The sequence below is a fragment of the Citrobacter sp. H12-3-2 genome, from assembly GCF_009649895.1.
In the GTDB taxonomy this organism is placed as follows: Bacteria; Pseudomonadota; Gammaproteobacteria; order Enterobacterales; family Enterobacteriaceae; genus Citrobacter; species Citrobacter portucalensis.
Genome location: NZ_CP045837.1, coordinates 2,999,639 through 3,015,666, shown reverse-complemented (window position 1 = coordinate 3,015,666; position 16,028 = coordinate 2,999,639). Strand labels below are relative to the sequence as shown.

14 protein-coding genes are annotated in these 16,028 nt (G+C 53.8%); 12 read left to right on the top strand and 2 right to left on the bottom strand.

Annotated features, from left to right (window positions below):
• The first annotated feature begins 94 nt into the window (after window positions 1–94).
• From flgB to flgL, 11 genes are all read left to right on the top strand, one after another.
• Entirely contained in the window at window positions 95–511 is a 417-nt protein-coding gene (gene flgB / locus GHC22_RS14455) for a flagellar basal body rod protein FlgB (protein WP_003036189.1), read from the top strand.
• Between the two features lie 3 nt (window positions 512–514).
• Window positions 515–919: a flagellar basal body rod protein FlgC gene (flgC, locus tag GHC22_RS14450; protein ID WP_003036191.1), complete on the top strand. Its 405-nt coding sequence runs from the start codon at window positions 515–517 to the stop codon at window positions 917–919.
• An 11-nt stretch (window positions 920–930) separates the two neighbouring features.
• Window positions 931–1,629, top strand: a complete 699-nt coding sequence (gene flgD / locus GHC22_RS14445) for a flagellar hook assembly protein FlgD (RefSeq protein ID WP_008784359.1) — start codon at window positions 931–933, stop codon at window positions 1,627–1,629.
• A 26-nt stretch (window positions 1,630–1,655) separates the two neighbouring features.
• Window positions 1,656–2,909, top strand: a complete 1,254-nt coding sequence (gene flgE / locus GHC22_RS14440; RefSeq protein WP_153753355.1) for a flagellar hook protein FlgE — start codon at window positions 1,656–1,658, stop codon at window positions 2,907–2,909.
• 20 nt (window positions 2,910–2,929) lie between these two features.
• Window positions 2,930–3,685 (top strand): flagellar basal body rod protein FlgF, encoded by a 756-nt coding sequence (locus GHC22_RS14435; protein WP_003832161.1) that lies wholly within the window; start codon window positions 2,930–2,932, stop codon window positions 3,683–3,685.
• Between the two features lie 13 nt (window positions 3,686–3,698).
• Window positions 3,699–4,481, top strand: a complete 783-nt coding sequence (gene flgG, locus GHC22_RS14430) for a flagellar basal-body rod protein FlgG (RefSeq protein WP_003036202.1) — start codon at window positions 3,699–3,701, stop codon at window positions 4,479–4,481.
• Between the two features lie 57 nt (window positions 4,482–4,538).
• Window positions 4,539–5,237, top strand: coding sequence for a flagellar basal body L-ring protein FlgH (locus tag GHC22_RS14425; protein WP_032934415.1), 699 nt, complete (start codon window positions 4,539–4,541; stop codon window positions 5,235–5,237).
• A 33-nt stretch (window positions 5,238–5,270) separates the two neighbouring features.
• Window positions 5,271–6,347 (top strand): flagellar basal body P-ring protein FlgI, encoded by a 1,077-nt coding sequence (locus GHC22_RS14420; RefSeq protein ID WP_032934416.1) that lies wholly within the window; start codon window positions 5,271–5,273, stop codon window positions 6,345–6,347.
• Window positions 6,347–7,297, top strand: coding sequence for a flagellar assembly peptidoglycan hydrolase FlgJ (gene flgJ, locus GHC22_RS14415; protein ID WP_016152632.1), 951 nt, complete (start codon window positions 6,347–6,349; stop codon window positions 7,295–7,297). Before GHC22_RS14420 ends, flgJ begins: the two co-directional genes overlap by 1 nt.
• A gap of 64 nt (window positions 7,298–7,361) precedes the next feature.
• Window positions 7,362–9,020 (top strand): flagellar hook-associated protein FlgK, encoded by a 1,659-nt coding sequence (gene flgK / locus GHC22_RS14410; RefSeq protein WP_071444809.1) that lies wholly within the window; start codon window positions 7,362–7,364, stop codon window positions 9,018–9,020.
• A 14-nt stretch (window positions 9,021–9,034) separates the two neighbouring features.
• On the top strand, window positions 9,035–9,988 hold the full coding sequence (flgL, locus tag GHC22_RS14405; protein WP_048235651.1) for a flagellar hook-associated protein FlgL: 954 nt from the start codon (window positions 9,035–9,037) through the stop codon (window positions 9,986–9,988).
• A gap of 78 nt (window positions 9,989–10,066) precedes the next feature.
• Here flgL and GHC22_RS14400 read toward each other — a convergent pair whose 3' ends face one another.
• On the bottom strand, window positions 10,067–11,266 hold the full coding sequence (locus GHC22_RS14400) for an MFS transporter (RefSeq protein ID WP_125363409.1): 1,200 nt from the start codon (window positions 11,264–11,266) through the stop codon (window positions 10,067–10,069).
• Window positions 11,267–11,287: 21 nt separating this feature from the next.
• Here GHC22_RS14400 and GHC22_RS14395 point away from each other — a divergent pair, with 21 nt between their 5' ends.
• Entirely contained in the window at window positions 11,288–12,313 is a 1,026-nt protein-coding gene (locus tag GHC22_RS14395) for a LysR family transcriptional regulator (RefSeq protein ID WP_153753353.1), read from the top strand.
• Window positions 12,314–12,353: 40 nt separating this feature from the next.
• Here GHC22_RS14395 and rne read toward each other — a convergent pair whose 3' ends face one another.
• Window positions 12,354–15,617, bottom strand: coding sequence for a ribonuclease E (rne, locus tag GHC22_RS14390; protein ID WP_153753351.1), 3,264 nt, complete (start codon window positions 15,615–15,617; stop codon window positions 12,354–12,356).
• Window positions 15,618–16,028: the final 411 nt, after the last annotated feature.

The window sequence follows — 16,028 nt, the reverse complement described above, 5'->3', positions numbered from 1 at the left end:
ACAAATAGCGACGCATTTTGCGTTTATTCCGGCGATAACGCGCGCGTAATGGGATTTAAGCTGTCGGCTGAATTTTGTCATTTGCGGAGGAGATATGCTCGATAAGCTCGACGCCGCCTTACGTTTTCAACAGGAAGCGCTGAATTTGCGCGCCCAACGCCAGGAAATATTGGCGGCCAACATTGCCAATGCCGACACGCCGGGGTACCAGGCGCGCGATCTGGATTTCGCCAGTGAATTAAAAAAAGTCATGGTGCGAGGACGGGAAGAAACCGGCGGCGTTTCGTTGACGCTGACCTCTGCACAACACATCCCAGCCCAGACCGTTTCTGCGCCGTCTACGGAGCTGCTCTACCGTATTCCTGACCAGCCGTCTCTTGATGGCAATACGGTAGATATGGACCGGGAGCGCACGCAATTTGCAGACAACAGCCTCAAATATCAAATGGGGCTGACGGCGCTGGGTGGACAAATCAAAGGCATGATGAACGTGCTGCAAGGAGGGAACTAATTCGTGGCGCTGTTAAATATTTTTGATATCGCAGGTTCTGCGCTGACGGCTCAGTCTAAACGCCTGAACGTCGCGGCCAGCAACATGGCGAATGCGGATAGCGTCAGCGGACCCGACGGTCAGCCGTATCGCGCGAAGCAGGTTGTTTTTCAGGTAGATGCTGCGCCAGGCGCGGCAACCGGTGGCGTAAAAGTTGCTGACGTCATTGAAAGTCAGGCGCCGGATAAGCTGGTTTATGAACCCGGTAATCCGCTGGCCGATGCGAACGGCTACGTAAAAATGCCGAATGTGGACGTTGTTGGCGAGATGGTCAACACCATGTCTGCCTCACGTAGCTATCAGGCAAACGTCGAAGTGCTCAACACCGTGAAAAGCTTGATGCTTAAAACGTTGACGCTAGGCCAGTAAAGGAGGCGCACATGTCTATTGCTGTAAAAATGAATGACCCGAGCACGACGGGGGTTAATGCCGCCACGGGGAACAGCTCCCTGACGGGCAGCAACGCCGCTGACCTGCAAAGCAGCTTTCTTACGCTGCTGGTTGCACAACTGAAAAACCAGGATCCTACCAACCCGCTGCAAAACAACGAACTGACTACCCAGTTGGCGCAAATCAGTACCGTGAGCGGGATTGAGAAGCTGAACACCACGTTAGGGTCGATCTCCGGGCAGATCGACAACAGTCAGTCGCTGCAGGCCAGTACGCTGATTGGCCACGGGGTCATGATCCCGGGTACCACCATCCTGACCGGTAAAGGGACAGAAGAGGGTGCCAAAACCACGACAACACCATTTGGAATTGAGCTGCAGCAACCGGCAGATAAGGTTACCGCAACCATTACCGATAAAGACGGCAAAGTGGTGCGCACCATTGACATTGGCGGGTTGAAAGCAGGCGTTCATACCTTCACCTGGGACGGCACCATGACCGATGGCACGGATGCACCAAGCGGTTCTTACAACGTGTCAATTGCTGCCAGTAATGGCGGAACGCAACTGGTGGCCCAGCCGCTTCAGTTTGCGCTGGTGCAGGGCGTTATTCGCAGTAACGGCGGTAATACGCTGGATCTGGGCACTTATGGAACCACCACCCTCGACGAAGTACGGCAGATAATTTAAGCCTTCACACTTATCAGGAGTAAGTCATGGCCTTTTCTCAAGCGGTCAGCGGTCTGAACGCTGCAGCGACCAACCTCGATGTCATTGGTAACAACATCGCCAACTCCGCCACCTACGGTTTTAAATCTGGCACGGCATCTTTTGCCGATATGTTTGCCGGTTCGAAAGTCGGTTTGGGCGTTAAAGTTGCGGGTATTACTCAGGACTTTACCGACGGTACGACCACCAACACCGGACGTGGTCTGGATGTTGCTATCAGCCAGAACGGTTTTTTCCGTATGGTAGACAGCAACGGTTCCGTTTTCTACAGCCGTAACGGTCAGTTCAAGCTCGATGAAAACCGCAATATCGTTAACATGCAGGGGCTGCAGCTGACAGGCTATCCGGCTACCGGTACACCGCCAACAGTTCAGCAGGGTGCGAACCCGGCGCCGATCACCATCCCGAATACGCTGATGGCGGCTAAATCAACCACCACTGCGTCAATGCAGGTCAACCTGAACTCCACTGACAAAGTGCCAACCAAGACCCCGTTTAATCCAAGCGATGCCGATTCCTACAACAAAAAAGGCAGTGTTACCGTTTTCGATAGCCAGGGTAATGCCCATGACATGAATATTTTTTATGTCAAAAATGCGCAGAGCAATACCTGGGAAGTTCACACTCAGGATGCTTCAACCGGCGATCCTGCAAAATCAGCCGGGTTTATGCGCTTTAACGAAAACGGTGTGTTTTTAGGGATTAGCGCCACGGCAGCCGAAGTACCACCGACGGCTCCAGCCGTCTGGCCAAAGGATATCAGAATCGATACAGGGCAGATTAACGGCGCAGATGTCGCTAATTTCTCCCTGAGCTTCCTGAACTCCATGCAGCAGAACACCGGTGCCAACAACATCGTTGCCACGAATCAGAACGGCTACAAGCCGGGCGATCTGGTGAGCTACCAGATTAACAATGACGGTACGGTGGTCGGTAACTACTCCAACGAACAGCAACAGGTTCTGGGGCAGATCGTGCTGGCAAACTTTGCCAACAACGAAGGTCTGGCGTCTCAGGGCGACAACGTCTGGGCGGCGACTCAGTCTTCCGGCGTGGCGCTGCTGGGTACCGCAGGCGAAGGTAACTTCGGCAAGCTGACCAACGGCGCGCTGGAAGCGTCAAACGTGGATTTGAGTAAAGAACTGGTGAATATGATTGTCGCCCAGCGTAACTATCAGTCGAACGCGCAGACCATCAAAACCCAGGATCAGATCCTCAACACGCTGGTCAACCTGCGCTAAGCGCCTGACGGGATGGCTTAATGGATCACGCAATTTATACCGCCATGGGCGCGGCCAGTCAGACGCTGAATCAACAGGCGGTGACGGCCAGCAACCTGGCAAACGCCTCCACGCCAGGGTTTCGTGCGCAGCTCAATGCACTGCGCGCGGTTCCTGTAGAAGGATTGTCTTTACCAACGCGTACGCTGGTCGTGGCCTCCACGCCGGGGGCCGATATGACGCCCGGTCAGATGGACTATACCTCCCGCCCGCTGGATGTGGCGCTGCAACAGGATGGTTGGTTGGCTGTGCAGACCGCAGACGGTAGCGAAGGATATACCCGTAACGGCGCTATTCAGGTAAGCCCTACGGGTGAACTGACTATTCAGGGACACCCGGTAATTGGCGAAGCCGGACCGATAGCCGTACCGGAAGGTTCAGAAGTCACCATTGCGGCGGACGGGACCATTTCTGCACTTAACCCTGGCGATCCGGCTAATACGGTCGCGCCAGTGGGGCGGTTGAAGCTGGTGAAGGCTACAGGACTTGAAGTACAACGTGGCGATGACGGTATGTTCCGTCTGACCCAGGCCGCACAGGCAACCCGTGGTGCGACGTTACAGGCTGACCCCAGCATCCGTGTGATGTCTGGCGTGCTGGAAGGCAGTAACGTTAAACCGGTTGCTGCGATGAGCGACATGATCGCCAACGCCCGCCGCTTTGAAATGCAGATGAAAATTATCAGTAGCGTGGATGATAACGCGGGCCGCGCCAACCAACTGCTGTCGATGAGTTAATACAGGACATTTTATGATCAGTTCATTATGGATCGCCAAAACCGGCCTGGATGCGCAGCAAACAAACATGGATGTGATTGCCAACAACCTGGCAAACGTCAGCACCAACGGATTTAAGCGCCAACGTGCCGTATTTGAAGATCTGTTGTACCAGACGATTCGTCAGCCTGGCGCACAGTCTTCTGAACAGACCACACTGCCGTCTGGTTTGCAGATTGGTACCGGCGTACGTCCGGTTGCGACCGAGCGTTTACACAGCCAGGGTAACCTGTCGCAGACCAACAACAGTAAAGATGTGGCGATTAAAGGCCAGGGCTTTTTCCAGGTCATGTTGCCCGATGGTACGTCCGCTTATACCCGCGACGGTTCTTTCCAGGTGGATCAGAACGGCCAGTTGGTGACGGCGGGTGGTTTTCAGGTTCAGCCTGCCATCACCATTCCGGCTAACTCGCTCAGTATCACCATTGGACGTGACGGTATTGTCAGCGTGACCCAACAGGGGCAGGCGGCGCCTGTTCAGGTCGGGCAGCTTAACCTGACAACCTTCATGAACGATACCGGTCTGGAAAGCATTGGTGAGAATCTGTACACCGAAACGCAGTCATCCGGTGCGCCGAATGAGAGCACGCCAGGGCTGAACGGCGCGGGTCTGCTGTATCAGGGCTATGTTGAAACCTCTAACGTCAACGTGGCGGAAGAGCTGGTAAACATGATCCAGGTTCAGCGCGCTTACGAAATCAACAGTAAAGCGGTATCGACCACCGATCAGATGCTGCAAAAACTGACGCAACTCTAAAGTGGAGCCCGGTGGGGTGAAAACCTCACCGGCACACTGATTTTGAAGATGACCGCAATGCGAAAATACGCGCTTCACCCATACCCAATTTTAGCCCTGCTGGTGGTTTCACTAACAGGATGTGCCTGGATCCCGGCCACGCCGCTCGTGCAGGGCGCAACGTCTGCCCAGCCCGTTCCAGGTCCAACGCCGGTGGCGAATGGCTCAATCTTCCAGTCGGCACAACCGATTAACTATGGTTATCAGCCACTCTTTGAAGATCGTCGTCCACGCAATATTGGCGATACGCTGACCATCGTATTGCAGGAAAACGTCAGCGCGAGCAAAAGCTCTTCGGCGAACGCCAGTCGCGACGGCAAGACAAACTTTGGCTTTGATACCGTACCGCGCTATCTGGAAGGATTGTTCGGTAACGAACGTGCAGACGTAGAAGCCTCCGGCGGTAACTCCTTTAACGGTAAAGGCGGCGCGAACGCCAGAAATACCTTCAGCGGTACGCTGACCGTAACGGTCGATCAGGTACTGGTGAATGGCAACTTACATGTCGTGGGTGAAAAACAGATCGCTATAAATCAGGGCACTGAATTCATCCGCTTCTCCGGGGTTGTTAACCCGCGCACCATCAGTGGCAGCAACTCCGTACCGTCAACCCAGGTTGCGGACGCGCGTATTGAGTACGTCGGTAACGGCTACATCAATGAAGCGCAGAATATGGGCTGGTTGCAGCGTTTCTTCCTTAACTTGTCGCCGATGTAAGCGAGGTACCCAGTGTTTAAATCTTTTGTTGGAATGGTACTGGTGCTGATAACCACCTTTGCGCATGCTGACCGTATTCGTGACCTGACCAGCGTTCAGGGCGTGCGGGAAAACTCGTTGATAGGTTATGGGCTGGTAGTCGGTCTGGATGGTACGGGTGACCAGACCACACAGACGCCGTTTACGACGCAAACGCTCAATAACATGCTTTCGCAGTTGGGGATAACCGTGCCAACTGGCACCAATATGCAGCTGAAAAACGTGGCGGCGGTGATGGTTACCGCGTCGTTTCCTGCATTCGGTCGTCAGGGACAAACCATCGACGTAGTGGTCTCCTCTATGGGGAATGCCAAAAGCCTGCGCGGCGGTACGCTGCTGATGACCCCGTTAAAAGGGGTCGATAGTCAGGTATATGCCTTGGCTCAGGGGAATATTTTGGTGGGCGGTGCGGGCGCGGCTGCAGGTGGCAGTAGCGTACAGGTTAACCAGCTCAATGGTGGACGCATTACCAACGGCGCGATTATCGAACGTGAATTACCCAGCCAGTTCGGCGGTGGTAACACCATTAATCTGCAGCTCAATAATGAAGATTTCACGATGGCGCAGCAGATTACCGACACCATCAACCGTTCGCGTGGCTTTGGTAGCGCAACAGCGTTGGATGCCCGAACCATTCAGGTGCGCGTGCCAAGTGGCAACAGCTCGCAGGTGCGTTTCCTCGCTGATATCCAGAATATTGAGGTGAACGTCACGCCGCAGGATGCGAAAGTGATTATCAACTCGCGCACCGGATCTGTCGTCATGAACCGTGAAGTGACGCTGGATAGCTGTGCTGTGGCACAAGGCAACTTGTCGATTACGGTAAACCGCCAGGCGAACGTCAGCCAGCCGGACACACCGTTTGGCGGTGGACAAACCGTGGTGACGCCTCAAACCCAGATTGACCTGCGCCAGAGCGGTGGTTCGTTGCAAAGCGTGCGTTCCAGCGCCAACCTGAACAATGTGGTGCGTGCGCTGAATGCGCTGGGGGCAACGCCGATGGATCTGATGTCCATTCTGCAATCGATGCAGAGCGCGGGTTGCTTACGCGCCAAACTGGAAATCATCTAATGATTGGTGACAGCAAACTGTTGACCAGCGCTGCCTGGGATGCGCAATCACTGAACGAACTGAAAGCGAAAGCGGGCCAGGACCCGGCGGCGAATATCCGTCCGGTCGCCCGTCAGGTTGAAGGGATGTTCGTGCAGATGATGCTGAAAAGCATGCGTGAAGCGCTGCCGAAAGATGGCGTGTTTAGCAGCGATTCAACGCGCTTGTATACCAGTATGTATGACCAACAAATTGCGCAGCAAATGACCGCAGGCAAAGGTCTGGGGTTGGCTGAAATGATGGTCAAGCAGATGACTGAAGGGCAAGCGCAACCTGCGGATGACGCGCCGCAGGTGCCGATGAAGTTTTCACTGGAAACGGTGACCAGCTATCAAAATCAGGCATTGACGCAACTGGTCCGCAAAGCCATCCCCCGGGCGACGGAAAGCAATGATGAGCCGCTGTCAGGTGACAGTAAAGACTTCCTCGCCCAGCTATCGCTGCCAGCTAAGCTGGCCAGCCAGCAAAGCGGGGTCCCGCATCATCTGATTCTGGCACAGGCGGCGCTGGAATCCGGATGGGGGCAGCGACAAATTCGCCGTGAGAACGGTGAACCGAGCTTTAACATTTTTGGTGTGAAGGCTTCAGGAAGCTGGAAAGGTCCAACCACTGAAATCACCACGACTGAATATGAGAACGGTGAGGCGAAAAAGGTGAAAGCCAGATTCCGCGTCTATAGCTCTTACCTTGAAGCGTTGTCGGATTATGTCGGTCTGATATCGCGTAACCCGCGCTATGCGGCAGTGACCGCTGCCGCGACCGCCGAGCAAGGGGCGCAGGCATTGCAAAATGCGGGTTACGCCACGGACCCTAACTATGCGCGAAAATTAACCAGCATGATCCAGCAGTTGAAATCGATGAGTGAAAAAGTGAGCAAAACCTACAGCACGAACATCGATAATCTCTTTTAAATAGCTCAAGTCTACCGACCTGCTGCCGATAATAACGAGTATTGAAGGATTACAAGGAACCTCCATGTCCAGCTTGATTAATAACGCGATGAGTGGACTCAGCGCAGCGCAGGCCGCGTTGAATACTGCCAGTAACAACATCTCCAGCTATAACGTTGCCGGATATACCCGACAGACGACAATTATGGCGCAAGCGAACAGCACGCTGGGTGCGGGGGGCTGGGTAGGCAATGGTGTCTATGTTTCTGGTGTACAACGTGAATATGACTCCTTTATCACTAACCAGTTGCGAGCAGCGCAGAACCAGAGCAGCGGTCTGACGACACGTTATGAGCAAATGTCAAAAATCGACAATCTGCTCTCCAGCAAAACCAGTTCTATTTCGACCTCCATGCAGGACTTTTTTACCAGCCTGCAAACTCTGGTCAGCAACGCCGAAGATCCGGCGGCACGCCAGGCCCTAATCGGTAAAGCTGATGGGTTGGTAAATCAGTTTAAAACGACTGACCAGTATCTGCGCGATCAGGATAAGCAGGTCAACACCGCGATTAAAGCCAGCGTTGATCAGATCAACAACTATTCGAAACAAATTGCCAGCCTCAACGACCAGATTTCTCGTATGACAGGCGTCGGCGCAGGCGCGTCTCCTAACGACCTGCTTGACCAGCGCGATCAGCTGGTCAGTGAACTGAATCAGATTGTCGGTGTTGAAGTCAGCGTTCAGGATGGTGGCACTTACAACCTGACCATGGCCAACGGCTATTCGCTGGTGCAGGGCAGCAATGCGCGTCAACTGGCGGCAGTGCCTTCCAGCGATGATCCTAATCGTACAACCGTGGCCTACGTTGATGGCGTTGCCGGAGCTGTTGAAATTCCGGAGAAACTGCTGAATACCGGTTCACTGGGCGGACTGCTCACCTTCCGTTCTCAGGAGCTGGATCAGACGCGTAATACCCTCGGCCAACTGGCGCTTGCATTTGCCAGTGCATTTAACGCCCAGCATAAAGAAGGTTTTGATGCCAACGGCGATCAGGGTAAGGATTTCTTTGCTATCGGCAGCCCGGAAGTCTTCAACAACGCGAAAAATACGGGCACAGGATCGTTAAGCGCTAAGATCACTGACAGCTCCGCTGTGCAGGCGACAGATTATAAAATCGTTTTTGATGGGACGGACTGGCAGGTTACTCGCCTGGCGGATAATACCAGCTTCAAAGCCACCGTTACCGGTGGAAAAATGTCCTTTGACGGGATGGAAATCACCGTTAATGCTGGCGCGAAAGCTAATGACAGTTTTACTGTAAAACCCGTGAGTAACGCTATCGTTGATATGAAAGTTATGGTGACTGATGAGTCGAAAATCGCCATGGCTCAAGTGTCTAAAAATGATACGGACCCCACCATCGATAAAGGCAAGAGCGACAACCGTAACGGTCAGAAACTGTTAGATCTGCAAACCAAAGCGACTGTCGGTAATAAGACCTTCAACGATGCATATGCCACGCTGGTAAGCGATGTCGGGAACAAAACCGCTACGCTGAAAACCAGCGCCACCACCCAGAACAACGTGGTGACACAGCTTTACCGGCAGCAACAGTCTATTTCCGGCGTTAACCTCGACGAAGAGTACGGTAATTTACAGCGTTTTCAGCAGTATTACCTGGCTAACGCTCAAGTGCTGCAGACCGCGAATGCGTTGTTTGATGCACTGATTAATATCCGCTAAGGGAGAGGGACACAATGCGTATCAGCACCCAGATGATGTACCAGCAGAATATGCGTGGCATCACTAACTCTCAGGCTGAATGGATGAAGTTCGGCGAGCAGATGTCAACGGGCAAACGTGTGATCAACCCATCAGACGATCCGATTGCCGCCTCGCAGGCCGTGGTACTCTCTCAGGCTCAGGCGCAGAACAGCCAATATACGCTGGCACGCTCATTCGCGACGCAAAAGGTGTCGCTGGAAGAGAATGTTCTGAGCCAGGTGACGACGGCAATTCAGGCTGCACAGGAAAAAATCGTTTATGCCGGGAACGGAACGTTAAGTGATGATGACCGTGCATCGCTGGCCACCGACCTGCAGGGGATCCGCGATCAGCTGATGAACCTGGCAAACAGTACCGACGGTAATGGTCGCTATATTTTCGGTGGATATAAAACAGAATCCGCACCGTTTGCCCAGGCAGATGGCGCTTACAGCGGCGGTACAACAAACGTTACCCAACAGGTCGATGCCTCCCGAACCATGGTGATTGGTCATACTGGCGATAAAGTATTCGCCAACCTGACCAGCAACGCTGTACCGGAACCTGGTGGCGGCACTCAGGAAAAGAACCTGTTTAAAATGCTGGATAGCGCGATTGCAGAGCTCAAAATCCCGATTGCGGGTGATGATGTGGCAAAAGACAAAGCCGCTGCTGCCATTGATAAAACCAGCCGTGGCCTGAAAAACTCGTTGAATAACGTCCTGTCTGTTCGTGCAGAATTAGGTACGCAGCTGAGTGAATTAAGCTCGCTGGATTCACTGGGTGCCGATCGTGCATTGGGCCAAACTCAGCAGATGAGTAATCTGGTGGATGTCGACTGGAACGCCGCGATCTCGTCCTACGTCATGCAGCAGGCTGCGCTACAGGCATCCTATAAAGCGTTCACCGATATGCAGGGAATGTCGTTGTTCCAGCTCAATCGTTAACGCCTCGTTTTGAAACATATCTTGAAACTGGGTATGTTTGTCTGCCCGCTCCTTTAACACCCCGGAGCGGGCATTTTTTTAGGCAACCGACGTCTTACTAAGCGACGGGTTCCCCGTCAGTCTTATGACCAACGCAATTGCACTGCTGAAGGTAGCCAACGCAACGACACCTTCCCAATTTGCCAGGGCGTAGACCTGACTTCCGAGAACCGAACCCAGCGCCATACCGATAAACACCATCGTAAACAGCAGAGCGTTCAATCGTCCTCGTGCCAGAGGCTCCAGGCTATAGACCAGATTCTGGTGAGCAACCAGGCTGGATTGCAATCCGAGATCAAAACCTACCGCCGAAAGGGCGATGAGCAGCCACTGCCCCTGAACGGGCAGGGCGGGTAACAAAAACATCAGTGCGAAAGATACCGTTACCAGCAAAGCACCCAATTGCGTTACTTTTGCCGCACCCACTTTATCGGCAAGATGGCCCGCCATCGGTGCGGCAAGCGCTCCGGCTGCCCCCGCGATACCAAAAGCACCCGCTATAGCGCTACCCATGTGGTAATGCTCAGATAACATTACCGCCAGCGTAGACCAGAAGGCGCTAAAAGCAATGGACAGAAAGCCTTGTGCCAGTGCTGCGCGGCGCAAGGTGGAATATCGTTGCCAAAGTTGCGCCATTGAGAGCATTAATGATGGATAACTCAACGTGGAATGGACCGTAAAGCGAGGCAGTACTTTCCACATAATCGCGGTAATTACGGCAATGCTGACGGCAGCGAGTTGGTACATCTCGCGCCAGCCAAACGCTTCGCCCACCAGTCCACTGACGGTACGTGAGAGTAAAATCCCCAGCAGAAGGCCCGTCATCACCGTGCCCACCGTTTTTCCCTGCTTGCCTTCGGGTGCCAGTATTGCCGCCGCAGGCACAATATCTTGTGCCATGGTTGCCGCCATTCCCATCAGCAGGCTCACCAGTAATAGCGAATGCAACTGACCGGTAAAGCTACAGGCCAGCAGCAGCGCGGCAAGAGAGATGCTTTTCAGCAGGATTAATGTCCGGCGGTCATAACGATCGCCTAATGGCAATAAAAACAATATACCTAACGCATATCCCGCCTGGGTCAGCGTCGGGACCAACCCCATACCGGTGAGACTTAAGGCCAGATCCTGACCCATTAAAGGCAGAAGAGGCTGGGCGTAGTAGATAGCGGCCACGCTGAATCCGGCGCCCATTGCCAGAACAAAAATGACCCAACGGGAAAGTGCGGTATGTGTGTTCACAAATGATTCCTCAATCACAGGATGTGCGGCTATTTTTATCCTTCAGCGAGTGGCGCGGTAGCGAGCGCAGTGGTAAAACAGTTATACGCCAGACGTATGATGAAACTGAAAATGATAAAAAATGAGCGTATAGACAGGGTGGAGCTGATGCGTACGTTTGTACGTATTGTTGAAGCAGGATCGCTTTCGGCAGCAGCAAAACAGATAGGGACGACGCAGGCGACCGTTAGCCGACGGCTGCAATCGCTGGAAACGCTGCTGGGTGTGAAACTGCTTATGCGTACCACGCATGCGATGAAATTGACCGACGATGGCGAAAGAGGCTATCAGCATGCTAAGAAGATTATTGATGCCTGGCTGGCGCTGGAAGATGGACTTAATGTCACAGAAGATGAACCGGTGGGGACGTTGCGAGTCCGCGCACCGCATGCGTTCGGGCAACAACAACTACTTGAGCCACTTTTGCAGTTTCTTTCGCGCTATCCCCAGTTGGCAGTAGAGTGGATGCTCAACGACAAAACCGTTGATTTTCTGAGCGATAATATTGATTGCGCGATCAGGGTTGGTGCTGAGGTGGATCCGGCCACGGTTTCCGTCTTACTGGCTGAAGTTCCCCGTAGTATGGTGGTGAGTCCAGGACTGCTGGAGCAATATGGCGAGCTTTCTCATCCTGAGCAGTTATCAGCGCTGCCCTGGATTGCAGTGAACACGTTTTATCAGCATAGCGTTTCGTTGTTGCACCAATTGCGTAATGAGCCAGTCACGCTGAATATTTCACCCAGATTAAGCACAGACAGTATTTATGTCGCAAGAAATGCCGCGCTGGCGGGGTTGGGAGTGACTATTGTTTCAAGCTGGATGGTGGCGGAGGATATTGCCGACGGACGTCTGGTTGCGTTGCTACCTGAGTGGCATGCGGCGCCGTTGCCTGTACATTTGGTTTATCCGTGGGCGCGTTACTATCCGACCCGCTTACGCAAGTTTCTGGCCCTAATGAAGGATGTTATGCCGCAGCTGACGGGGATGAAAGGCGTAGATCAGATATAAAAAAGCCGACCCGAAGGCCGGCTTTGATATTGATTATGGCTTACTCAACAGGCTGTGGACGTGTTGCTGGCGCAGTCGCTTGATGCGTTGCGCTATGTCCACCTGCGGCACCTTTGCCTTCAAAGGCGAATGCCGGACGCTGCCAGTCGCTATGACGCGGCGCTTCTGGCACATATTCCGGTGCCGGAGCGCGGGTCATTGGCGCGGTTGCATGGCTGTGCAGGTGTTCAGCATCAGCGCTGGCTGCGACAACTTCAGCCTTAACGACTTCAGTTTTGACGACAGGCGCGGCAACAACGTCTTTCGGCGCTGCAACTTCTTCAACAACTGGCGCTGTTTCCACAACCTCAGTAATCTCTTCAACCACTTCTGGCTGGGGAATAACAACCTCTGCAGGCTCTTCGGCAACCGGTGCAGTCACAACGTCAACCACAGGTTCGGCTTCAGCGGCGATTTCTTCTGCTACGGGCGCATCAGATGCAGCGATAATTTGCGGTTGTTCCTCGACCGGGGTCGCAATCACTTCCGGATGCGTGGTTTCAACCTGTGTGGTTTCAACAACGGCGGCCTGAGGCTCAGCTACGACAACCTCTGGTTGCACGGCTTCAACCGGCGCAGGGGTATCCACAATGTGTTCAACGGCAGCGGCAGCAACCTGAGGTTCTACGGCGACAGGTGCAGCTTGCTGCTGGACCATTTCCTGTTCACGCTGTTCTTCAACCTGCTGATCCTGAGGACGTGCAACAGGGTAGCGGATCCAAACCTTACCGGACGCTAATTCAGGAGATGCGCAGGCGACCGTTAACGGCATCGGCGACTGAACCGGATAACGCTCGTCACGGTAACGACGACGACGCTGTCCACTGACGCGCAGATGGCGAGGAGAGCGGCGAGAACGACGCGGCATACCGTTGGAGTCACGAGCTTCGCTGTTGTCTTCCTGCTCAGTCGCAACGACGGCTGGCAGATCAACTTTCGCCAGTTCGGTGCGCTGTGCCGGTACCGGCTGTTCTGTTGGTTGAGCAACAGCAGTTTCAGCGATTGCAGCAACAGTAGCCACTTCGGCTTCAACCGCCGGGCTGTCTGTGAAACGAACTTTCTGAGTCAACTGACGCTGTTTGCGGCGGGTTTGAGGCTGACGTACGCGCTCTTCCTGCTCAGTATCCTGCACAGGTTGTTCAGCCTGGTTCAGCTCTTTAACTTCCTGCTGAGCCTGACGCTTGTCATCGTTACGACGGCGGTTGCGTTCGCGACGCGGCGCCTGCTGTTCATCACCGGATTTCGCTTTGTCTGCAACATCAGTGGTTTGCTGGCGGTTATCGCGAGCTTCCGCATTTTGCTGCTGGGACTGACGACGATTACGGCGGTTATCTTCACGGTTTTCGCCGTTTTCTGAACGTTCGCTACGGTTGTCGCGGTCACCGCGATTATCACGGTTATCACGACGATCGTTACGGTCGCGACGATTGTTCTGACGCGGTTTACGACGATCCTGCTGGCGTTCGGTTTTCTCTTCAGCTTTCGGCGCAGGTTGTTCAACCGGTTTCACTTCTTCGCTACCACCGAAGATGGACTTCAGTGCGCCAAAGAAACGGCTAATCAAACCGGGTTGTGCGGCAACGGCTGCGGTTGCTGCTGCAGCTTTAGGCGCGGCGGCTTTCGCGGCAGGTTCCTGCAGAGCAGGGGCTGGCGGAACGTCTGGCATGGCGAAGGTGGCCAGCGCCGGTTGCTCAGGCTGTTTACGCTCGACGTACTCTTCTTCCGTCGGCAATGCCATTGCCTCTTCATGCAGTTTCGGCAGCAGGTAGCTCAGGGTCGGTGTTTCTTCCCCTTTGCGTACGCGCAGCACAGAATAGTGCGGGGTTTCCATCTGATCGTTTGGCACGATCACACAGCGCACGCCATTCTGACGCGTTTCGATAGCATTAACCGCAGTACGTTTTTCGTTAAGCAGGTAAGAGGCGATTGGCACAGGAACAATAGCATGAACTTCTTGCGTATTTTCTTTCAGTGCTTCTTCTTCGATCAGACGCAGAATAGACAGCGACAGTGATTCGTTATCACGTACGGTACCGGTGCCGGAACAGCGCGGGCACACGTGATGGCTGGATTCACCCAGAGACGGGCTCAGACGCTGACGAGACATCTCCAGCAGACCGAAGCGAGAAATATGGCTGATCTGAATACGCGCTCTGTCCTGGCGTACGGCCTCGCGCAGACGGTTTTCAACCGCGCGCTGGTGGCGAACCGGCGTCATATCAATGAAGTCGATTACAATCAGACCGCCGAGGTCGCGCAGACGTAGCTGACGGGCAATTTCATCGGCTGCTTCAAGGTTAGTGTTGAACGCAGTTTCTTCGATGTCGCCGCCGCGAGTTGCACGCGCGGAGTTGATATCGATAGCGGTCAGGGCCTCAGTGCTGTCAATAACGATTGAGCCGCCGGACGGCAGGCGCACTTCGCGCTGGAACGCGGATTCAATCTGAGACTCGATCTGATAGTGGCTGAACAGCGGGATTTCACCGGTGTACAGTTTGATTTTGCTGCTGAAATCCGGACGACCCAGTGCGGCGATGTGCTGACGCGCCATCTCCATCACTTTCGGATTATCGATAAGGATTTCGCCGATGTCCTGACGTAAGTAGTCACGGAAAGCGCGAACGATAACGTTGCTTTCCTGGTGGATCAGGAACGGAGCAGGGCGGCTGTCAGCGGCTTTTTGAATCGCTTCCCAGTGCTTCAGGCGGAAGCTCAGGTCCCACTGCAGTGCTTCGGCGGATTTGCCGACCCCTGCGGTACGCACGATAAGCCCCATGCCATCAGGCAGTTCCAGGCTTGCCAGCGCTTCTTTTAATTCGGTACGGTCGTCGCCTTCAATGCGACGGGAGATACCGCCCGCGCGCGGGTTGTTCGGCATCAGAACCAGATAACTACCCGCCAGGCTGATAAAGGTAGTCAGCGCAGCGCCTTTATTGCCGCGTTCTTCTTTATCGATCTGAACGATGACTTCCTGACCTTCGCGCAACACGTCTTTAATGTTGGGACGACCATGGGAGTTGTAGTTAGCGGGGAAGTATTCGCGGGCAATTTCTTTTAACGGGAGGAAACCGTGACGTTCAGCGCCGTAATCAACAAAAGCAGCTTCCAGACTCGGTTCAATACGGGTAATTTTGCCTTTATAGATGTTGGCTTTTTTCTGTTCGTGTCCAGGACTTTCGATATCCAGATCGTACAGACGTTGCCCATCTACAAGGGCGACACGCAACTCTTCCTGCTGAGTTGCGTTAATTAACATTCTTTTCATCGTAACTTACTCATTATTCTTACATTGACGACTAAGCTGCGGGCAGAGTAATGCCTTTCCGGGTGTGAACCGATGGCCTCGTGTCTATTCGCGTCGCCAACCTCACGGTTATCGTCAGCTCAAAGAGGCGCAGAGTGTCGGTTGCCTGTATTTCATACGGAAACACAGCGCAATTATCAGGGGAACAGTCTGGGTGTTACTCTCCAGAAAAGCTTCCATATTACCGGTAAGGACTGCAACCCGCAGCCCGCTAACTGCCTGAAAGATCAATACGTCTTACGCCATTGCTGCGTTGATGATCGGTCGGGCAAAATTGGGTCATTCCGGAAAAGTTCTTGTTTTAACAAGATTCAACACGGAAACAACCTCATTATTCCACTGCTAACCTTGTTATAGCAAGATGACTTTTGC